21 protein-coding genes are annotated in these 20,570 nt (G+C 68.1%); 10 read left to right on the forward strand and 11 right to left on the reverse strand.

Annotated elements, in window-relative coordinates; all coding sequences use genetic code 11:
- Positions 1-147 precede the first annotated feature (147 nt).
- A complete protein-coding gene (locus AB4070_RS16170; protein WP_441980998.1) occupies positions 148-1,086 on the reverse strand; it encodes a LysR family transcriptional regulator in 939 nt (312 codons plus the stop codon).
- Between the two features lie 71 nt (positions 1,087-1,157).
- Here AB4070_RS16170 and AB4070_RS16175 point away from each other — a divergent pair, with 71 nt between their 5' ends.
- Positions 1,158-2,888 carry an L-aspartate oxidase gene (locus tag AB4070_RS16175; RefSeq protein ID WP_441980999.1) on the forward strand — a complete coding sequence of 577 codons (1,731 nt, stop codon included), beginning with the start codon at positions 1,158-1,160 and terminating at the stop codon, positions 2,886-2,888.
- Between the two features lie 85 nt (positions 2,889-2,973).
- Here the strand turns inward: AB4070_RS16175 and AB4070_RS16180 are convergent, their stop codons facing one another.
- Positions 2,974-3,324, reverse strand: a complete 351-nt coding sequence (locus AB4070_RS16180; RefSeq protein WP_441981000.1) for a hypothetical protein — start codon at positions 3,322-3,324, stop codon at positions 2,974-2,976.
- Positions 3,325-3,450: 126 nt separating this feature from the next.
- Here AB4070_RS16180 and AB4070_RS16185 point away from each other — a divergent pair, with 126 nt between their 5' ends.
- The 5 genes from AB4070_RS16185 to AB4070_RS16205 all read left to right on the forward strand — a co-directional run bounded on the left by AB4070_RS16185 (position 3,451) and on the right by AB4070_RS16205 (position 8,025).
- Positions 3,451-4,947: an L-serine ammonia-lyase, iron-sulfur-dependent, subunit alpha gene (locus tag AB4070_RS16185; protein WP_441981001.1), complete on the forward strand. Its 1,497-nt coding sequence runs from the start codon at positions 3,451-3,453 to the stop codon at positions 4,945-4,947.
- Between the two features lie 70 nt (positions 4,948-5,017).
- Positions 5,018-5,773, forward strand: coding sequence for an AAA family ATPase (locus tag AB4070_RS16190; protein WP_441981002.1), 756 nt, complete (start codon positions 5,018-5,020; stop codon positions 5,771-5,773).
- 42 nt (positions 5,774-5,815) lie between these two features.
- The gene (locus tag AB4070_RS16195) at positions 5,816-6,412 is read left to right on the forward strand and encodes a TetR/AcrR family transcriptional regulator (RefSeq protein WP_441981003.1); all 597 of its coding nucleotides are present in this window, start codon (positions 5,816-5,818) and stop codon (positions 6,410-6,412) included.
- Between the two features lie 96 nt (positions 6,413-6,508).
- On the forward strand, positions 6,509-7,294 hold the full coding sequence (locus tag AB4070_RS16200; RefSeq protein WP_441981004.1) for an ABC transporter ATP-binding protein: 786 nt from the start codon (positions 6,509-6,511) through the stop codon (positions 7,292-7,294).
- Complete coding sequence (locus tag AB4070_RS16205; RefSeq protein WP_441981005.1) at positions 7,291-8,025, forward strand: ABC transporter permease; 735 nt, start codon at positions 7,291-7,293, stop codon at positions 8,023-8,025. The genes AB4070_RS16200 and AB4070_RS16205 overlap by 4 nt, the downstream gene beginning before the upstream one ends.
- Positions 8,026-8,143: 118 nt before the next feature.
- Here the strand turns inward: AB4070_RS16205 and hrpB are convergent, their stop codons facing one another.
- The 5 genes from hrpB to AB4070_RS16230 all read right to left on the reverse strand — a co-directional run bounded on the left by hrpB (position 8,144) and on the right by AB4070_RS16230 (position 15,318).
- Entirely contained in the window at positions 8,144-10,699 is a 2,556-nt protein-coding gene (gene hrpB, locus AB4070_RS16210) for an ATP-dependent helicase HrpB (protein WP_441981124.1), read from the reverse strand.
- Between the two features lie 76 nt (positions 10,700-10,775).
- Positions 10,776-12,377, reverse strand: a complete 1,602-nt coding sequence (locus AB4070_RS16215; protein ID WP_441981006.1) for an SPFH domain-containing protein — start codon at positions 12,375-12,377, stop codon at positions 10,776-10,778.
- Between the two features lie 168 nt (positions 12,378-12,545).
- Entirely contained in the window at positions 12,546-12,974 is a 429-nt protein-coding gene (locus tag AB4070_RS16220) for a MarR family winged helix-turn-helix transcriptional regulator (RefSeq protein WP_045264204.1), read from the reverse strand.
- Between the two features lie 164 nt (positions 12,975-13,138).
- The gene (locus tag AB4070_RS16225; protein WP_441981007.1) at positions 13,139-14,311 is read right to left on the reverse strand and encodes a DUF418 domain-containing protein; all 1,173 of its coding nucleotides are present in this window, start codon (positions 14,309-14,311) and stop codon (positions 13,139-13,141) included.
- A gap of 83 nt (positions 14,312-14,394) precedes the next feature.
- On the reverse strand, positions 14,395-15,318 hold the full coding sequence (locus AB4070_RS16230) for an arsenic resistance protein (RefSeq protein ID WP_441981125.1): 924 nt from the start codon (positions 15,316-15,318) through the stop codon (positions 14,395-14,397).
- Between the two features lie 6 nt (positions 15,319-15,324).
- Here AB4070_RS16230 and AB4070_RS16235 point away from each other — a divergent pair, with 6 nt between their 5' ends.
- From AB4070_RS16235 to AB4070_RS16250, 4 genes are all read left to right on the forward strand, one after another.
- Positions 15,325-15,549, forward strand: a complete 225-nt coding sequence (locus AB4070_RS16235; RefSeq protein ID WP_441981008.1) for a GntR family transcriptional regulator — start codon at positions 15,325-15,327, stop codon at positions 15,547-15,549.
- Complete coding sequence (locus AB4070_RS16240; RefSeq protein WP_441981009.1) at positions 15,546-15,893, forward strand: hypothetical protein; 348 nt, start codon at positions 15,546-15,548, stop codon at positions 15,891-15,893. Before AB4070_RS16235 ends, AB4070_RS16240 begins: the two co-directional genes overlap by 4 nt.
- A gap of 55 nt (positions 15,894-15,948) precedes the next feature.
- Positions 15,949-16,524, forward strand: a complete 576-nt coding sequence (locus AB4070_RS16245; protein WP_441981010.1) for a VUT family protein — start codon at positions 15,949-15,951, stop codon at positions 16,522-16,524.
- Between the two features lie 87 nt (positions 16,525-16,611).
- The gene (locus AB4070_RS16250) at positions 16,612-18,066 is read left to right on the forward strand and encodes an NAD(P)/FAD-dependent oxidoreductase (protein WP_441981011.1); all 1,455 of its coding nucleotides are present in this window, start codon (positions 16,612-16,614) and stop codon (positions 18,064-18,066) included.
- 15 nt (positions 18,067-18,081) lie between these two features.
- On the opposite strand, the gene folE is transcribed toward AB4070_RS16250, so the two are convergent.
- From folE to queC, 4 genes are read right to left on the reverse strand one after another with little or no spacing between them, the layout of a single operon-like run.
- Positions 18,082-18,675, reverse strand: a complete 594-nt coding sequence (gene folE / locus AB4070_RS16255) for a GTP cyclohydrolase I (protein WP_441981012.1) — start codon at positions 18,673-18,675, stop codon at positions 18,082-18,084.
- Positions 18,676-18,697: 22 nt separating this feature from the next.
- The gene (locus AB4070_RS16260; protein ID WP_441981013.1) at positions 18,698-19,444 is read right to left on the reverse strand and encodes a 7-carboxy-7-deazaguanine synthase QueE; all 747 of its coding nucleotides are present in this window, start codon (positions 19,442-19,444) and stop codon (positions 18,698-18,700) included.
- Positions 19,444-19,854: a 6-pyruvoyl trahydropterin synthase family protein gene (locus tag AB4070_RS16265; protein WP_441981014.1), complete on the reverse strand. Its 411-nt coding sequence runs from the start codon at positions 19,852-19,854 to the stop codon at positions 19,444-19,446. Before AB4070_RS16265 ends, AB4070_RS16260 begins: the two co-directional genes overlap by 1 nt.
- Positions 19,855-19,864: 10 nt before the next feature.
- The gene (gene queC, locus AB4070_RS16270) at positions 19,865-20,566 is read right to left on the reverse strand and encodes a 7-cyano-7-deazaguanine synthase QueC (RefSeq protein WP_441981015.1); all 702 of its coding nucleotides are present in this window, start codon (positions 20,564-20,566) and stop codon (positions 19,865-19,867) included.
- Between the last annotated feature and the right edge of the window lie 4 nt (positions 20,567-20,570).

Consider the following 20,570-nt stretch of genomic DNA (forward strand, 5'->3'; position numbering starts at 1 on the left):
GTCCTCTTGGTCTGGTCGGCGCGCCCGCGCGCTTCCGTAGGTTCTGAATCGTCCACTCCGTGACACCGACGGCTTCCACTTCGGTGGAGGCCGTTTCTGCGTTGTCGGGAACGAGTCAGCTCATCGTTGTGGATGAGCCTCGCGCCGTCAGGCGAGCAGACTCGTGATCGCCGGATCACGGTCGGCCACCTCGGCGGCGGTCGCGACGATCACGTCGCGGATCGCGGCGACGGCGACGGCGGGCGTCACATCCGCGCGGTGGGCGAGGCTCACCGTGCGGGTCATCATGGGGTGCGTCAGCCGGACCGACCGCAGGGCGGGGCGATCGAGGAGCACCATCGCCGGCACGACGGCGACGCCGACGCCGCGCTCGACGAAACGCAGTACCGCGTCCATCTCGGCGCCCTCGAGCACATGGGTGGGCCTGAGGCCCTCGGCGCGGAAGGCCGCATCGGTCGTGGCTCGAAGCTCGTAGGTCTCGTCGAGTGCGATCAGGGGGAGGGACGCGAGGTGGAGGAGCGTCATGGATGCCGAGCTCGATACGGGCGGCTCGGTCGCGGCCGAGACGACGACGAGCTCCTCGGTGAGCAGCGGCATCCGCGTGAGGCTGAACCCCGAAGGTGGAGGGCCGTCGGATTCCGTGATGAGTGCGATATCCACCGCGCCGACGGCGAGCTCCTCGACGAGGCGGCGAGATCCGCTTTCCGTGAGATGCAGGTCGACGTCGGGGTGCGCGGTGTGGAAGGACCTGATCGCCTCGGCGACGAGGCTGATGCAGAGGGTGGGAGGGGCGCCGAGGCGCACGCGTCCCCGTCGGAGGCCCGCGAGCTCGCCCATCTCGTCGCGGATGGCATCTGCCTCCGCCAGCATGCGCTGTGCGCGGGGGAGGAGCGTCTCGCCGGCGGCCGTGAGGGCGATGTGGCCGCGCGCACGATGGAACAGTTCCGCGCCGAGTTCGCGCTCGAGCGTCGAGATCTGCCGACTCAAGGACGGCTGTGCCAGGTGCAGGTGCTCGGAGGCGCGGGTGAAGTGTCCGAGACGCGCGACCTCGACGAACCCGCGGAGCTGCTCGAGGTTCATGGCCATAGCCTACCCGCATCGTTTCAAGTCGAACTATGCATTGGAGTTATTAGGATCGCCTAACTACCGTGGACCGCATGGCTACGCGCGAACGTCAGATATCCACCACCGTCCTCGTCATCGGCACCGGGGGGTCGGGCCTGCGGGCAGCGATCGAGATCGCCGAACACGGCGTCGACGTGCTCGCGGTGGGCAAACGACCGCGGCAGGACGCGCACACCTCCCTCGCCGCCGGCGGCATCAACGCAGCGCTCGGCACCATGGACGCGGAGGACAGCTGGCAGCAGCACGCGGCCGACACCATCAAGGAGAGCTACCTCCTCGCCAACCCGCACACGGTCGAGATCGTCACCCAGGGCGCCGAGCGGGGCATCCGCGACCTGGAGCGCTGGGGCATGGACTTCGCGCGCGAAGACGACGGACGCATCTCGCAGCGGTTCTTCGGCGCCCACACCTTCCGCCGCACGGCGTTCGCGGGCGACTACACGGGCCTCGAGATCCAGCGCACCCTCGTGCGCAAGGCCGAGCAGCTCGACGTGCCGATCCTCGACCACGTCTACATCACCCGCCTGCTGGTGCGCGACAACGTCGTGTTCGGGGCCTACGGCTTCGACCAGGCCGACGGTACCCGCTACCTCATCCACGCGGATGCCGTGATCCTCGCGGCCGGCGGACACAACCGCATCTGGCGTCGCACCTCCTCCCGCCGTGATGAGAACACGGGCGACTCCTTCCGGTTGGCGGTCGACGCGGGAGCTCGCCTGCGCGACCCCGAGCTCGTGCAGTTCCACCCGTCCGGCATCATCGAGCCGGAGAGCGCAGCGGGAACCCTGATCTCCGAGGCGGCTCGCGGCGAGGGAGGCATCCTGCGCAACGCGCTCGGCGAACGGTTCATGGCGAAGTACGACCCCGAGCGGATGGAGCTGTCGACGCGTGACCGCGTCGCGCTCGCGGCGTACACCGAGATCCAGGAAGGTCGCGGCACCGAGAACGGCGGCGTCTGGCTCGACGTGTCGCACCTGCCGCGCGAGACGATCATGACGCGCCTGCCTCGCGTCTATCAGACGATGATGGAGCTGCAGATGCTCGACATCACCACCGACCCGATCGAGATCGCCCCGACCGCGCACTACTCGATGGGCGGTGTGTGGGTGCGGCCGGAAGACCACCAGACCGATGTCGACGGCCTCTACGCGATCGGCGAGGCCTCGAGTGGACTGCACGGCGCCAACCGACTCGGGGGCAACTCGCTCATCGAGCTGCTCGTCTACGGGCGCATCGTGGGGCAGGCAGCCATGGAGCATGCGGCCGGTCTGGATGCCCAGCGTCGGTCGGCGACGGCTGTGGCCGAGGCGCGGGCGGAGATCGACGATCTGCTCGCCGCGGAGGGGCGGGAGAACGTCCGCGCCCTGCAGCGGGCGATCCGCAACCTGATGACCGAGTACGCCGGAGTCGTGCGCTCGGAGGAGGGGCTGCGTGCGGGGCTCGCCGATCTCGACATGATCGAGGGGCGCATGGAGGACATCGGCATCCACCCCGACATCGCGGGTTTCCAGGACCTCGCCCACGCGTTCGACCTCAAGGCGTCGGCGCTCGCCGCACGCGCCACCCTCGAGGCGGCGCTGGAACGTCGGGAGACCCGCGGATGCCACAACCGCAGCGACTTCCCCGACACCGACCCGACGCTGCAGGTGAACCTGGTGTGGTCGCCGAAGGACGGTGTGACCCGCGAGGCGATCCCTGAGATCTCACCCGAGATCGCCGAGCTCATGCGGGAGGTCGACACCGCGGGCAAGCTCGTCGAGTAGCGGGGGAACCCGTTCACGACCGAGGCCCCGCTCCGCCGATGACGGCAGGGCGGGGCCTCGGTGGTGCTGCGGGTTCTTGTGGAGCTCAGTCGGCCTGCGGCTCTTCCGCGTCGATCACGCCGATGCCGACCGCCTCGTGATCGGGCTCGGGCTCATCGCGCTTCGGAGCCTTGGGTTCTTCACCCGGGGCCTTCTCGGTGCTCGGCTCTTCGAGCTCCTCGGTGCTCGGAACCTCGCTCGGGTCGGCGTCTTCGGGTGATTCCGCCTCGGCGGGCGTCGTGACCTCGCCCTCGCTCGTATCCGACGACGGCGTGGGTGTGGGGGTCTGCGATTCGGGGGAGGCCTCGTCCGTGGTCTCCGGATCGTCCGTGGTCTCCGGATCGCCCGTGGTCTCCGGATCGCCCGTGGTTTCCGGATCGGGAGTGCTGTCGGTCATGATGACCCCTTTCGACGATGTGGTCCGACCAGGATGGCTCCGCACGCCGAGAACGGAAAGGGGCTTGACGCGCTGATGAGTTAACCGCGGTGAACCGAACCGGCGAATCCGGCGTAGCCTGGAGGGGTGACAGCGTACGTCTCGGCCTTCGACCTCTTCTCCATCGGAGTGGGGCCATCGAGCTCTCATACGGTCGGACCGATGCGAGCGGCCCTCGACTTCGCTCGGCGACTCACAGCCACGGGCGTCCTCCCTCAGGTCGCCCGGATCGGGAGCACTCTCTACGGTTCGCTCGGAGCGACGGGCATCGGGCACGGCACACCGGACGCCGTCGTCGCGGGCCTGCGCGGTCTCACGCCGGAGACCTGCGATCCTGCCGACGTGCGTGCAGCTTGGACCGATCTGCCCGCGGAGGCTGTGATCCGCGTCGACGGCACCCACGACGTCCCCTTCGCGAAGGACGACATCGTGTTCGCGCCGCGCACCCGGCTTCCTGGACACCCGAACGCCATGACGATCACCGCCTGGGACGACTCGGGTGCGGTTGTCGCCGAGGAGACCTACTACTCGGTCGGCGGAGGCTTCATCCGACGCGACGGCGAGGAGGCGAAGCTCACGACCGCCGGATTCCCGTACTCCTATGCGGATGCGGCGTCACTGCTCGCCCTCTGCGACGAGAACGGACTGTCGATCGCCGAGGTGGCGCGACTGAACGAGACCTCGCTGCGCTCGGAGGAGGAGGTCGCCGCCGGGCTCGATGCGATCTGGGATGCCATGTCGGGGTGCGTGAATGCCGGCCTCCATGCCGACGGCACCCTTCCCGGGATCCTCAAGGTCAAGCGACGTGCCGGTGTGATCCGCGGCCAGCTCGAAGAGGTGGAAGCCGACGGGCATCGCGAGCTTCCCGGCGAATGGCTCGGGGCCTTCGCGCTCGCCGTGAACGAGGAGAATGCGGCGGGCGGTCGCGTCGTCACGGCGCCGACCAATGGAGCCGCAGGCATCCTTCCCGCCGTCGCGATGTACTGGTGGCGTTTCCTGGCCGATTCGGGGCTCGGGGCGGGCAACGCGGTCACCCCGTACGGCGAGCTGGTGGGCAGTGCGCTGCTCGGTTTCGAGTCGGACGTGCGTGCGGTGAGCGACGGGAGCGACCTCGACGAGGAGCAGACCGCTGAGGCGAACCGTCGTCGCGGCATCCGTCGCTTCCTGTTGACCGCGACGGCACTCGGGTCGCTGTTCAAGGCCAACGCATCGATCTCCGGGGCGGAGGGCGGGTGCCAGGCCGAGGTCGGCAGCGCCTGCGCCATGGCGGCCGGCGGCCTCACCGCGGTGATGGGCGGAACGAACCGGCAGATCGAGAACGCGGCCGAGATCGCGATGGAGCACCACCTCGGTCTCACGTGCGACCCGATCGGCGGGCTGGTGCAGATTCCGTGCATCGAGCGCAACGCGATCGCCGCCTCGACCGCCGTCACTGCTGCCCGGCTCGCTCTTCGTGGCGACGGCAGCCACTACGTGTCGCTGGACGCCGTCGTCGAGACGATGCGCCAGACCGGGGCCGACATGTCCACCAAGTACAAGGAGACGAGCGAGGGTGGTCTCGCCGTCAACGTCATCGAGTGCTGAGGCTCCTTCCCGTGTCCCTGTCGGGGGATGCGGGTAGCCTCTCCGAGACGTCACACGGGGAGGGGCCACGATGGATGCGTTCTGGGAGCCGACCTCTCGACGACGACGGCAGCAGCCCGTCGTCGCGGTCCGTCCGAACGATGAGGCGCCGACGACGGGGACGGACTGGCCGACGAGCATCCCCGCCGTCGCCCAGGTGCTGCGAGAGGGGATCGACCTCGACCCCGGGGTGACCTTCCTGGTCGGCGAGAACGGCAGCGGCAAGTCCACCCTGGTCGAGGGCATCGCGATCGCGTACGGTCTCTCGCCGGAGGGCGGTTCCCGGCAGGCGCGGCACACCACACGGGCCACCGAGTCGCCGTTGTCCGAGTGGTTGCGGCTGCAGCGGGGAGTGGGTTCGAGCCGATGGGGATTCTTCCTCCGTGCAGAGACGATGCACTCCTTCTACACCTACCTCGAGGAGAACCCGTCGACCAGCGCCCCCGACGTGCCGTTCCACGAGATGAGCCACGGCGAGTCGTTCCTCGCGCTGCTGGAGAGCCGTTTCGACGAACCGGGCTTCTACTGCCTCGACGAGCCGGAGGCCGCGCTGTCCTTCAATTCCACCCTCGCCCTGATCGCCGTGCTCCGACGCATCGCCGACGAGGGAGGACAGGTGCTGTGCGCCACCCACTCGCCGGTGCTGGCGGCCCTGCCGGGAGCGAAGATCCTCGAGGTCGGCGAGTGGGGTGTGCGCCCGGCCGAGTGGGGCGACCTCGAGATCGTGAACCACTGGCGTTCGTTCCTCGAGCATCCGACGCGCTATCTGCGTCATCTGCTCGACTGACCGGCCCGCCGTGCCACCCTCGCGCGTCATAGGCTGACGGGCATGACCGAGCACAAGCCTCGCAGGCGGCGTGGCCGACCCCGCGGCGTCTCGGACTCGCGGGCGCGGATCATCGCCTCCGCCGTCGACGACTTCGGGGAGAAGGGCTACGACGGAGCGACGATCCGCTCCATCGCCGCGCGGGCCGGGGTGGACTCCGCCCTCGTGCACCACTACTTCGGCACCAAGGCCGACCTCTTCGCCGAAGCCGTGGGCATCCCGCTGCGTCCCGACATCGATGTTCCGGGGATCGTCGCGGGTCCGCGTGACGAGGTCGGTGAACGCCTGATCCGATATGTCCTCGAGGCGTTCGAGCAGCCCGAGGTGCGCCGGCGCGGGGTCATGCTCCTCCGCACCGCGATCGGGAGTCGGGTCACGACACCGCTGCTGGCAGGCTTCCTCTCGCGCGAGCTCCTCTCCCGCATCTCGCGGAGCCTCCACGTCGACGACGCCGACCTCAGAGCCTCGCTCGTCGCCTCGCAGATCGCCGGAATGCTGATCGCCCGATATGTGCTGAAGCTCCCGGCGCTCGCTGCCGCCCCGGTGGACGACCTCGTCGCACGGGTGGGCCCCACGGTGCAGCGCTACCTCTTCGACTGAGCTCCATCTTCTGAGCTCCATCTTCTGCGCTCCACCTTCTACTGCGCTCGGGAGAACCCGTTGACGCCGTCGATCGGGAGGCGCATAATTCATCGCATGATGAATAATGCCGCAGTGGAGATCACGCAGCTGCGCGTGCGGCGCGGAGCCGTGCACGTGTTCGACGGCATCGACCTCGCCGTGCCCCGCGGCCAGATCACGGGGCTGCTGGGTCCCTCGGGGTGCGGCAAGACCACGCTCATGCGGTCGATCGTCGGTGTGCAGCGGATCGCGTCGGGCGACGTGACCGTTCTCGGTGAGCCGGGCGGTTCCCGCCAACTGCGGCATCGTGTCGCGTACGGCACGCAGGGCGCCTCGGTCTACGGCGATCTCAGCGTGCGGCAGAATCTCACCTACTTCGCCTCGCTCCTGAAGGCGCCTAAGGGCGATGTCGACCGGGTCATCCAGGAGGTCGGTCTCGGCGCGCAGGCGGCGCAGCTCGTCGATTCGCTGAGCGGCGGCCAGGCGACGCGGGTGTCGCTCGCGGTGGCGTTGATCGGCGCCCCCGAGCTCATCGTGCTGGATGAGCCGACGGTCGGCCTCGACCCTGTACTGCGTGCCGAGCTGTGGAGCCTGTTCCGCCGCCTTGCCGACCGGGGAGTCACACTCATCGTCTCGAGCCACGTGATGGACGAGGCTGTGCGCTGCGATCGGCTGCTGCTGATGCGGGAAGGGCGGATCATCGCCGACACGACTCCGTCGTCGCTGCTCGCCGACACCGGCACGAGCGACGCCGAAGCCGCGTTCCTCGCTCTGATCGAACGCGACAGGGCGGCCGGCACCGCGACCACCCGGCGGGCGCGGCGAGAAGCGCACGAGCGGCATGAGGAGGTCGAAGAATGAACGGCCGTCGTCTGTTCGCGACGGCCGGGCGCGTGCTCACGCAGCTGCGGCACGACCCGCGGTCGATCGCCCTGATGCTCATCGCCCCGAGCCTGCTCGTCGGTCTCTTCGCCTGGCTGTTCAGCGAGCAGGACGGTGTGTTCGACCAGTTCGGCGGGGCGATCCTGGCGCTGTTCCCGTTCATCGTGATGTTCCTCATCACCTCGATCACCACTCTGCGCGAGCGCCGTTCCGGCACGCTCGAACGGCTGATGACCACGCCGCTCGAGAAGGCCGACTTCATCCTCGGCTACGCACTCGCGTTCGGGCTGATGGCTCTGCTGCAGGCGGTGGTCACGGTGTCGTTCGCGGTCGCGGTGTGCGGCCTCGACGTCGACGGGCCGCTGTGGCAGCTCGGCCTCGTCGCGGTGGTCGATGCCCTGCTCGGCACGGCGCTGGGGCTGCTGGCGAGCGCGTTCGCCCAGACCGAGTTCCAGGCCGTGCAGTTCATGCCGCTGCTGGTGTTCCCCCAGATCATCCTCGGCGGTCTGTTCATGCCCCGAGACCAGATGCCCGATGTGCTGCACGCCATCTCCGACTGGTTGCCGCTCAGCTATGCGATCGACACGATCAACGCGGTCGCGGCGGGAGACGAGGGCGCGGACGTGTTCGGTCCGCTGCTCATCGTCGTGGCGTTCGCCGTCGGTGCCCTGGTGCTTGCCGCCCTCACGCTGCGGCGGCGTACGCGCTGAGCCGTGACCCCGGTGAACAACTCCTCAGAAAGGCCCTCGGAACTCGGGATCAGAGCGGTCTCTGCGGTACAGCGCCGTGCTTTTGAGGAGTTGTGCACGGCCGCCTGAGCAGAGTCGGTCAGCGAGCGGCGCGGTTCTTGGTGTGCTTGGTCGGCGTCGCGGCCCAGGGATCTTCGGGCCACGGGTGCCGGGGGTAGCGGCCGCGCATCTCGGCGCGCACCTGGGCGTACGGGCCGGACCAGAAGGAGGCGAGGTCGTCTGTGACAGCGAGCGGCCGCCCCGCGGGGGACAGCAGGTGGAAGAGCACGGGAACGCGTCCGTCCACCACCCGCGGCGTCTCCGCCCAGCCGAAGCACTCCTGCAGCTTCACCGCCACGACGGGGCGTGCGGTCGCGTCGCCGTCGGGCTCCGGGTAGGTGATGCGCACGCGGGACCCGCTGGGCACGGCGAGCCGTTCCGGGGCGAGCGCATCCAGGTGCACGGCTTCGGGCCACGGCAGCAGACGGCGAAGGGCGGACGTGAGATCCAGCCGGCTGGCGGGGGCGCCGGACGCGAGGGCATCGAGCTCCGTCGCCAGCCACGTGTCGAGCGATTCGAGCAGGCCCGCGTCCGACACGTCGGGCCAGGGGGCGCCGAGTTCCCTCCGCAGCAGCGCGAGTCGGCGGCGCAGGGCATCCGCACTCTCGGACCAGGTGAACATGCCGAGTCCGTCGCGTCGGACCGCCCGCTCCACTGCATCCCGGCCTTCCGACGCCGCCGCCCGCACCGGCACCGATGAGCGAACGATCGCCCCGATCCGGCGCTCACGGCGGGCCTGCACGCGACCTCCGACGAACTCGGCCTCGACGCGGTCGGTCATCAGGTGGCTGGCCGCGCTCTCCATCTGCCCCTCCGTCAGCACCGCCGCCGATCGGATGACAGCGCCGGAGCCCGCCGCCGCCCGCGATGATGCCCGGGTGACGTCGGCCACGGCCAGCCACTCCACGGCGGCGAGCGGACCAGCGATCCCTGCCCGCGTGCCCGAAGCCAGCAGGAAGGTCGCGCCCGACTCCGAGCGCTCGACGCGGTGGGCGACACGGTCAGGGAAGGCCAGCGCGATCACGAGACCCACCCCCTCGAGACCCGAACGCGTGTCGGGCGCCGGGGCGACCATGCGCTCCAGCCGACGCGCGTCCTCGTGCCAGCGGCGAGCGTCGCGGGTCCGGCCCCCGCGCAGTGCGATGAGAGCGTGGGCGACGTCGGCGTCCGGGACGCGCTGGTCTCCGCTCAGAAGCGCGACGACCTCGGCGGCGAGTCGGCTGCCGACCACCGGGCTGCCGTCCCGCAGCGCCCTGGCCAGTCGGGGATCGGTCGGTATACGTGCCAGCATCCGGCCTGCTGCTGTGGCGCGACCGTCGTCGTCGATCGCGCCGAGTCCGCGGAGCACGGCGACGGCGTCGGTGAGGCTGTCGGCTCGCAGCGGTTCGATCATGCGCAGACCCGCGCCACCCGGTGCGCCCCAGCAGGCGAGGAGGAGGGCGGCGTCGGCGAGGTCGGCCGTGGCGATCTCGGGCGACGGACGAGCGGGAGCCGCGGCGTAGGTGCGCTCGTCGACGCAGCGGATCACGGCGCCTGGACCTTGCCGGGTGGCGCGTCCGGCACGCTGCACGCACGAGGAGCGTGAAGCCGGGGTGGTGACCAGACCCGTCATGCCACGGGCGGCGTCACGCTGGGGCTGCCGCGACAGGCAGCTGTCCACGACCAGCCGTACACCCGGCACCGTGAGAGATGACTCGGCGAGGGAGGTGGTGACGATGATGCGGGGGGCCTCGCGCGGCGCGCGACCGCGGATCACGGCGTCCTGTTCCGCCGGGGCGATCCGCCCGTGCAACTCGCGCACGTCGAAGGCGTCGTTCAGGGAGCGGACGCGTCGCGCGATCTCCGACACCTCACCAGCGCCGGGGGCGAAGACCAGCACATCGGCTTCCGGGTCTTCGCGGACCAGCTCGGCGGCTGCGGATGCGGTGACGCTCGCGACGTGGTCGAGGAACCCGCGCGTGACTCCCCGTTCGTCGAGGCGGGGCACGGGGCTCGGGGCCCAGCGCTCGGTGAGGGGGAAGGCCGGGACGGCGTGGTCGACGATCGGCGCAGGGGACTCGTCTGTGCCGATGACGGTGGCGATCCGGGCGGCGTCCAGGGTGGCCGACATCGCCACGACCGTCAGATCGTCCCGCAGCTCGCGAACCTCGGAGAGCAGACCGACGAGGAGGTCGGTCTCGATGGCGCGCTCGTGCACCTCGTCGATGATGACCGCGCCGATGCCGTCTAGCCCCGGGTCGTCGAGCATCCGTCGCAGCAGGACCCCCGCCGTGACGAACTCGACTTTCGTGTCGGCTCCCGCGGAGCGCTCGCCGCGGACGGTGAATCCCACGCGTCCGCCGAGAGGCGAGCCGTCGAGCTGCGCGAGTCGGCGAGCGGCCGCGCGTGCGGCGATCCGGCGCGGTTGGGTGACGAGCACGCGACCGGGGGTTCGGGAGGCGAGGAGTGGAGGCACGAGGGTGGTCTTACCCGTGCCGGGCGGTGCGGTCACCACCACGGATGCACTCGCATCGAGGGCGGCGGAGAGCTCCTCGACGGCGCCGGCGAACGACAGGCCGGCACCGATCGTGGCGATGTCGAAGACCGCGTGCATCATCCGTCCAGTCTGCCCGGTCGGAGAAACGACGGATGCCGCGACCGAATCGATCGCGGCATCCGCTGTCATGCGCCGACTACTCCGCGGGAGGAGCCGGCGGCGCGGGCGGCGGTGGTGTGGTCGGCGTCGAGACGCGCGGAGCGGGCGCGGCTGCCGAAGCCTCTGCGACTCCTGCGCCGAAGCCGCGGCCCACGGCCTGACCCTGGATGATGCCGGCCAGGTCGAGTCCCGTGGCCGAGTGGACGCTGTCGAACACCGAGGCGAGTGCCTTGGCGCTGTCGGCGCCCACGACGGTGGATGCGCCGTCTTCGCCGGAGCTGCCGATGATCGACACGTTGCCGATGGCCGCATAGCCCTTCGAGAACTCGGCCATGATCGACGGCAGCACCTCGAGGACGCGCTGCGAGAGGAATGCGTCCTGGTTCGAGGCGATGGCCTTGGCCTCCGCCTCCAGAGCGGCAGCACGGGCGTCACCCTCGGCGCGGATCGCGTCGGCCTCGGCGCTGGCGCGGAGACGGCGGGCTTCTGCTTCGGCCTCGGCCTGGGCTCGCAGGGCATTCGCCTCACCGCTGGCCTTGGCGATCGCCGCTGCTGCTTCACCCTCGGCGCGGGCCTTGTCGGCCTGGGCCTGCTGTTCGGCGATGCGCGTGCGGGCCTCGGCCTGCTTGACCTGCTCGATCGCGGCGGCTTCGGCCGAGCGTTCGCGTGTGTAGAGCTCGGCCTGAGCGCGGGTCTCCGCCTCGTAACGCTGGGCGTCGGCGACGCGCTTCACGTCGGCGTCGAGCTGTGCCTGCTTGTTCTCGGCCTGCTGCTGCAGCACCGCCTGCTCGGCCTGCGCACGGGCGAGTGCCTCGGCCTGCTCGGCTTCGGCGCGCGCCCGGCCGATGCCGGAATCGGCATTGGCGGTGTTGGTGTCGAGCGCGGTCTGCTCGATCAGGTTGGCTTCCTGGTTGGCGATGTTCTTCTGGTTGATCGCGCGGTCGGCGTTGGTCTGCGAGATCTCGGCGGACTGACGCTTCGCCTGGATCTCAGGAGCACCGAGGGACTGGATGTAGCCGACCTTGTCGGTGATGCCCTTGATCTGGAACGAGTCGAGGATCAGGCCCTGCTCGGCGAGCTCCTGCGAGACGTCTGCCGCGATCTGGTCCGAGAACTTCTTGCGCTCGCGCATCAGCTCGACGACCGACAGGGTGGCGACGATGCCGCGGAGCGCCCCTTCGAGCTGCTCCGTGGTGAACTGCTCGATGGCCTTGTCCTGCGAGGCGAATCGCTCGGCTGCGCGGCGGACCAGGATCGGGTCGGATCCGATCTTCACGATCGCGACACCGTCGACGTTCAGGGTCACGCTGTCGAGCGACTGCGCCTCGGCGTTCAGGGAGACCTGACGTGAACGCAGCGAGATGATCTCGTGACGCTGCGTGATCGGATTCACGAGCGATTTGCCGTTCACGATCACGGTGACCGGCGACTCCGACATCTCGGACCTGCTCGAGCCGTCGGCCGAGAGCACGGCCGTCTGCACCTTCTGCTTGCGCCCCGAGATGACGAGTGCCTCGTCGGCGCGAGCGACCTTTATCCAGCTGCGTGCGAACAGCAGCAGGACGAGCAGTAGGACGACGGCGACGACGACGGCGATTCCGACGATGACGAGGATGCCGACGATTCCGGCGATCTCCATGGATGACCTCCCTGGTTCCCCCGAGGGGGCGGTCTCGGACGCGCCGTGATGCGCGCCTTCGCCCCCACCCTGCCAGAAAAGCGCTCGGCGTCGCCGCGGCGGACGTCATCTTCCTGTCACCGTAGAGGAGTCCTCGCTCCCCGCGATGCTGTGGAGGAGAGTCGGACGTCAGCCTTTGCGGAGCTTCTCCGCGAGGTCACGCAGGGCGCGGAGCTCGTCGTCGTCGAGGCGGGACATGCGCTCGGCGATCGAGCGTCCGTGCACCGTGGCGAGCGAGCGGAACGCCCGGGCCCCCTCGTCCGTCGCGCGGATCAGTGCGCCGCGACCGTCGTCGGGGTCGGGGCACTTCGCCACGAGACCGCGCGCGACCATCCGGTCGACCAGTCGCGAGACGCTGGGTTGACTGATGAGCATGTTCGCCGTGATGTCCCGCAGCCGCGCGGTCAGGTCGGGGGAGCGGGTGACGGTGAGCAGCACGTCGTACTCGGCCTGCGCGATATCGCTGTGCTCGAAGTCGCCCATCATCTCGGTGAACAGCTCGTGCTGCGCGCGGAACAGGCTCTCCCAGGCCTCCAGGGCGAGCTTGCGATCGGTCATCCTCACAGAATAGTGCGAACAGTAAAGGGCCGGTCGGAGAGGCTCCCGACCGGCCCTTGTCCCTTGCACCAAGAGTGTCCTGCAATCACATGCGGTGGATGCCACAGCAAACATTCACCGTGCGATCACTGTATAACGGCGAGGTAACGAATGCAACGGTTTGATCACGGAATGTTGGTCAGAGGTGCCGAGCGCCTGCGAGTGAGGAATCGGAAGCTGACGTCCCAGATGTACTCGAGCGGTCCTTTCCGGAACCGGCGGGACCAGAGGTTCGCGAAGAGGATCACCGCGGCGGCGATGCCGGCGAACATCACCAGAGTGCCCACGAGCGGGTCGAGCGTCGTCGACAGTGGCGAGTGACCGATCACCTGCTGAGCGACTCTCCCGAGGATGTTCTGCAGCACGTAGCAGCTCAGCGCCATCCGTCCGACGAGGGAGAGCTGTCGGCCGACGAACCCGATGCGGTGTCTCTGATAGAACGCGGCCATCAGGGCGAGGATGCCGAAGGCGACGAAGGGAGCAGAGAGGAACCGGTCGAGCCCGACCTGGTCCTGCGCGAGGAAGAAGGTGAGCTCCAGCGGAAGACCGATGCCGAGTCCGATGATCATGACCCATCTGCGCAGGCGTGCCCCTCGCGTTTCGAACAGCCCGTGACGGTACAGGATCGCGCCCAGTGTGAAGAGCACGAGCCCCAGAGACAGGATGGACCCGGTGTCAGTGCCGATGGTGAGGTCGGAGAACACCGTCAGCGCGTTCGCCTGCACCGTCGCCCAGTACCCCGATTGGCCGCTCGAATCGCCCGCGTCTCCGGGGAACACGACCCCGGGGAGCATGAAGGTGCCATCGGCGGTGAACAGCGGCATGAGTATGAGAGTGACGTGCGCGGTCAGTGCGACAACGATGAAGATCCACTGGCGCTTCTCGGGCAGAAGCAGCACGAAGGCGACCACGAAACCGAGAATCGCGTAGGCCCGCAGCACGTCGAACTGCACCACGAAGATGTAGTTCAGCATTCCGTCGAGGAACAGCAGTCCGGTGCGGATGAGGTAGGTGCCGGGCCACCGGCTTCCCCGGCGCAGAGCGGCCTGGCGTTGGATCTCGAGTCCGATGCCGAACATGATCGTCAGGAGCCCGAGGAACTTGCCGTTCGACGCGGCCGACAGCAGGTCGTCCCACCAGATGTCGATGATCCGTTCGCCGAAGAACGCGCGGAACAGCCAGATGTTGCTCGCGAGGGTGCCGATGATGGCGACGCCGCGGATGACGTCGAGCGACGCGATACGACGAGAGGGTGTCGGGGCCGCAGGTGCCGCGGAGGGTGGAGCGAGATCGTTCATGCGTCCAGCCCACGGCAGAGGCGGTTGCCGGAGCGTATGGCGTTTTCGATACGGGCGGGATATCGGCTGCGAGTGGAGAGCGGTCAGTCGCCCCGGACCAGGCGCGGGACCAGCGCCACCATCGCGACCAAGACGATCAGCTCGACCATCGTCTGCGTCACGACGACGAGCGGGGTGATCGCGAAGGCGCTCGGAAGAGCCAGCGCCAACGGCAGCACCACGAGCGAGTTGCGGGTGACGGCGCTGAACACCACGGCACGCCGCCCCGGCGCATCGAGTCGTGCGACGCGTGCCGCCAGGGCTCCGAGCGGCCCGACGACCACGGCGAATCCCAAGAAGATCGGGACCGTCAGGAGCACACCGCTCCACGCGTCGCCGAGGTCCGCCACCTGCGAGGCGACGACGGTGAACAGGGTGAGCATCATGAGCGGTACCGTCCCCGCTGCCGATCCCCGCTCGAAGGCCCGAGCGAACGCGTGTCTCCTCGCCGTCAGCTGTGTCAGCGCGGCCAGCCCGAGAGGCAGCACGATCAGGAGGAGGAACGCGTCGACGAAAGGACGGGCATCGAACGAGCGCAGAACGCTCGGCCCCATGATGAGGGAGACGTAGACGGGGAGCAGGAGGATCTGCACCAGCATGAGCAGCGGAGTCGCCGCCAGCAACCGGGCGCGGTCGCCACCCGCGAGGCCGGTGAATACGATCACGTAGTCCACGCAGGGAGTGAGCAGCACGAGCAGCACTCCGAGGAGCACGGCCTCGTCGGCCGCGACGAACCTGCTCAGGCCGAACACCACTAGGGGCACCACCACGAAGTTCGCGATCAGCAGCGTCCCGAGGAAGCGCCACTCGGTGAAGGCCCGCCCGAGGCGTGAGAACGGCACGCTCAGGAACGTCGCGTACAGCAGGAGTCCCAGGACGGGGGTGATCGCCGACTCCCACCACGGAGCACTCGCAGGTGCCCACAGGCCGATGGTGGCACCGACGACGATGGACGTCAGATACAGCATCACCTGGTGTTGCTCGCCCCATGCCGTCAGCCCCTCGAGCGCAGGTCGATGAGCGATGAGGCCTACAACCGGCTGCTGGACGCGATCATCAGCGGCGAGCTGCGTCCCGGCGAGCGGCTGCGCGATTACGAGCTCGCCGAGCGCCTCGGAACCTCGAAGACTCCGATCCGTCACGCTCTCGACAGACTGGCCGACCACAGCCTCGTCGATCCTGTCCGACGACCTCGGTGAGCGTGCGCGAGATGCAGCGCAACCGCTACACCCGGGTCGCGCCGATCGACCTCGACCAGGTCCGCAACGCGGTCGACTTCTTCGGCCAGCGCGGTGGGCGCATCAAGGATCCGTTCGGGAACATCTGGTGGGTCGTGAGCCACGCCCAAGACGTGCCGGAAGACGTGGCGTGGCAGCGCCTGCAGCAGCCCAGCACGCCGAGCAGATGCGCCTCGCGCAGGAGACTCTCGACGCCGCGAGCTCAGCGGGCGCACGCACGGGCGCAGCAGCGCTCCCGTGCGCTGATAGGAGTTCGCGGAAAAGTCGGGCGGCAGTCGACTACTCGGCAGACGGTCCTGAACTAGAGTCGGTGACCATATCACCGCCACCCTGGCGAGCCCCCGACGAGGAGGAGCAGACGTGAAGTCTGAAGTCCGTGATCTCCGCCGCCGCATGTACGGCGCGCTCGCCCTCACTGTGTACATCGGTGCGATACTCGTCGCGAACATCCTCTCGGCCAATATCGGCCTGGTCCCCGTAGGATTCGGCCTTCTCGTCTCGGCGGGAACATACGCGGCTGGCTTCGCGCTCCTCTCCCGTGACTTCGTCCACACCTACCTCGGTGTCCGGGGCGTCCTGGCCGGAATAACGATCGGACTCGCACTGTCGTGGTTTCTCGCGACGCCGGCACTGGCGATGGCGTCGGCCGTCGCATTCCTCGTCGCAGAAGTTGCCGACATGCTCGTGTTCCTGTGGATCCGCCCGCGTGGCTTCGTTCGCGCTGCGCTCGTCTCCAACTGCGTGTCGGCACCGGTGGACACCGTGCTGTTCCTCTGGATCGCCGGGTTCCCTCTCATGTTCGAGAGCATCGTCGGTCAGATGGTGGGGAAGATCCTATGGGCGACGATCGTGCCGCTCGCGTTCTATGTTGGCGTTCGCGCGGTCGCGAGAAGTCGTACATTCGCTCAGCCAGAGGAGTCCGACGCCCTCACCTGACATTTCTGCGCCTTCCGAAGCAGGGTGCGCTTCGATATCGTCGAACACGACCCGGTGACGAATGATCTGAGAGCTCTGGAGCTGCCGATGGCATCGAGTATCGTTGTGATCGGAGCAGGCGCGATCTCGCTGGAGATCGCCCGTGCTCTCGCGCGATTGGACGGCTCGGTCGAGATTCATGTCTTCATGGGTCGGGCGTCGGTGCCGTCTGCCTCGCTCGCCGCGGGAGCCATGGTCGCTCCCTGGTCTGAGACGACTGCAGAGTCGATCGAACGCCATGATCACGCGCTTCGGCATTCTCTTCTTCGTGAGGCGCGCGAAGCGTGGGCCCATGAACTCGACGGCGTCAGGGTCGACGGACGGCCGCTGATCAGTGGAACAGGTTCGTTTCTGATCTCGAATTCCGTGTCGGGAACGATCGAAGACCGGAATTATCGGGCGATCGTGCAGCAACTCGACGCCGACGACGTGAGCTACGAATCCGTCGATCCGGATGAGATACCCGGGTTCGCTCCGCGACCGGGTGCCCGTGCCTCCCGGGCCCTGTACATCCGTGACGAATTCACCCTCGACTCGGCCGCTCTCCACGAATGGCAGAAGCGCACGCTCTCCGCCTCGCCGCAGGTTCATCTCCACGATGCGCTTGCGCGGCCGCTGACCGAAGATGACAAGCTCATCGGCGTCATAGACAATACTAAGCAGGTATGGAGAGCCGAAGCGGTGATCATCGCCGCCGGAGTCAGTTCGCGCGCCATTCTCCCGTTCGACGTGCGTCGCCGCGTCCCGCCGACGCTGTTCGGCGCAGGTTCGGCACTCGTCGTGACGAGCGAAGTCTCGGCGGCCCTCGTCTCGTGCATCCGTACTCCGAATCGGGCCTTCGCCTGCGGACTCCACGTCTTGCCGAGCGGGCCGAACAAGCTCTACATCGGTGCGACGAACAACATTCTCACGATGCCCTGGGCGCGGCCGAGCATGAGCGACGTTGAGGCGCTGTCTGCCTGGTCCAGAACACAGATCAACAAGGAGCTCGCGCACGCGAGCGTATCGGAGCTGCGGGCGGGCAACCGTCCTATTTCGGCCGACCTGTTGCCGACCATCGGCGAGACATCGATCGCCGGGTTGTGGATGGCCAGCGGAACATTCCGCGACGGGCTCACGATGGCGCCTGTCATCGGCGATGCCATAGGCCGCGCCATCCTCCGAGACGAAGACACGTTGCCCGCGGTCTGGGCTCCTGAGCGGCCGCTGTCGTATGAGGCCCCTGCCCAGGGCGCCCCGCAGCTGGCGACCGCGCACACGATGGCCGTCGCCGACGAGCACGAGGTGGCCTTCGATGACGCAGGGATGGATGAAGAGGTTTTCGGACTCTACAGCGACCATTTCACGCGACGTGAGGAGTCGTTCGGTGAGGCACTCAACGGGCGCGTCCCGCCTGAAGTCCTGGCATCCGTCGAGCCCGGCACCGCGCTGCATCGCGAGATCGTCGCGCACGGTGAGAGCTATCCAGTGCCAGCATTCGCCGGGCCGTCGGATGCGGGGTGAGCGCGCCGGCCGGTCTCACGATCGCTTGGCGTGCTCTTCCATCAGATGAGCGACGTCGGGGTGCTCCGAGGTCCATGCTCCACCCACCGACAGTGTCGTGGTGGCGGCACCCTGCTCATCGATCCCGCGCAACGACATGCACCCGTGACGAGCTGTGATCGCCACGCCAGCTCCGATGGGGGACAGGTGGGATATGAGCGCGTCGACGGTTTGACGTCCGAGGGTCTCTTGAACCTGCAGCCGCGATGCGTAGACCCGGAGGAGCCTCGCCAGCTTCGAGAGACCGACGACCTCTCCCCGCGCTCGATCTGGACGGTAAGCCACCGTCGCGACGCCCTCGATCGGGAGCAGGTGATGAGCGCAGGTAGAGGCAAACCGCAGCCCGGAGAGGATCACCAGACCCGGGTCGCCCTCGACGGGGAATCTCGTCGAGAGAATGTCCGCGGGATTCGCGTCATAGCCCTCTGTTCGTTTCATCCACGCTCTGAAGACTCGCTCAGGCGTTTCGGCGGTGTGCGCGCCCTCATCGAATCCCATGGAGGCCATGAAGGAGCGGACCGCGCTGATCGCAGCCTCCGGATCGATCTCCCGGGTGTTCACGGCGGGCACGCTCACAGCATTCACGTCGGTTCTACTTTCCACGTTCGTCTCCCCACGCGAGGACATGCAGCCTGTGGCTGACGTTCAGCCCCGCTTCGATCGCCCAATCGCAGACCTCGGGCCAGCGCCTCGCGAGGGTCTCGATGTCGGTTCCCTCCGGCATGACCCAGACCCGATGGGGATTCCATCCGAAGGTCTGCGCCAGTCGGGCTGTCTCTCGGACATCGTCTCGCGACATCACGACGACCTTCAGGTGGACTTCCGCCATCTCACGGGCCTCACGCCAACCCGGATGCAAAGCCGGCGTCGTCCGGCTTTTCTGAGCACGGGCGTGGGCGAGCTTCGGCGAGACCACGAAGAGATCCACCAGGTCGAGCACCTGCGGGTTGGGTGAGATCGTTCCGTTGGTCTCGACATGGATCCTCTGGCCGCGGGCGCGCATCATCTGCAGCACCTCGACGAACTCCGCTCGGTCTTGGTAGAGCAGGGGCTCTCCGCCGGTGACGACGCAGTTGCGCACATCCGGAACGAGAGGAAGGATCTCCAAGGGACTCAGATGGGAGATCTCCATCCGGAGGTCGTATCGTCCTCCGTCCCAGGTGTACGCCGAGTCGCACCAGGTGCAGGCCAGATTGCATCCGCCCAGTCTCAGAAAGGCACTGAGTTCTCCGGAGGCCGGGCCTTCTCCCTGCAGCGTGGGGCCGAACACTTCGACGATCGGCAGGGTCCTCGCACCGCCGGAGCGGCGAGGCGAGGAGGCAAGCCGGAGCCCCGTCATCACGTCCGACCTCCCGCGATCTGCGCCGCGTCGGCCGGTATCGTCACACTCGCCCAGGTCTTGGGGGTTTCGGAGACGGACACGGTCACGGCGTCCACGTTGCGGTACCCGGCATCGGCGAAAACGGAGTACGCGGTTTCGGCCAGCAGCGCGGCGAGGTGTTCGGCGGTCGGATTCATGTCGATGACGTCGTTGAGATGGCGGTGGTCGAGAGTGTCGTCAAGCCATGCCTTGATCGGCGCGAAGTCGCCGTAGTCGATCACGAAGCCGGGTTCGACGACGTCCCCGACCACTGTGACCCGCACGACGTAGTTGTGGCCATGGATCCGGCTGCATTGGTGGCCCTCGCGCAGGCCTTCCAAACGATGGGAAGCCGCGAAATCGAAGTCTTTGCTGATCGTGGCCTTCATTGATCTCTCCTCAGCTCTCATACTCGGTCGGATCCGCGGCTCCGACCTCGGCGAATGAGGAGCGGCGTTCATAGCAGGTGCCGCACTCTCCGCAGTGCTTCTCACCTCCGCGATAGCAGGACCACGTGAGATGCAGCGGAGCGTTCGTTCGGATCGCGGCATTCACGATGTCCGCCTTCGATTCGAAGACGAACGGGCCCTTGACGGTGACCGCGTCGCCGGTTCCGCGTTCGGCGGCGAGCGCGATCGCCTCAATGAACTCGGGTCGACAATCCGCATAGAGCTCGTGATCGCCGGCGTGCACGGCGGTCCATACCTCTGTCGCTCCGCGGGACTGCGCGACTCCAACAGCGGCCATCAGAAGGGTCGCATTTCGATTCGGAACCACGGTGAGCGCCATGTTGTCCGACTCGTAGGCGCCGCTGGGCACATCGACGGTCGCGTCGGTGAGCGCGGAACCCGTCAACAACGCCCCCCAACCGCGAAGGTCGATCTCGAAATGATCAGCACCGTAGTATTCCGAGACTGCGCGCGCGGCATCCAGTTCGCGAGCATGACGCTGGCCGTAGTTCACGGAGATGGTCATGGCCAGAGAGCCTTCCTCGTGCGCCAGAGCGGCAGCAGTCGTGGAATCCAGCCCGCCGGACAAAAGGACTGCAACTCGCTTCATGATCGTCTCCTTGCTTGCTCGTGCTGTGGTCTCGGCGTCCACCGAG

This window comes from Microbacterium sp. 2RAF4, assembly GCF_052115285.1.
GTDB lineage: Bacteria > Actinomycetota > Actinomycetes > Actinomycetales > Microbacteriaceae > Microbacterium > Microbacterium oxydans.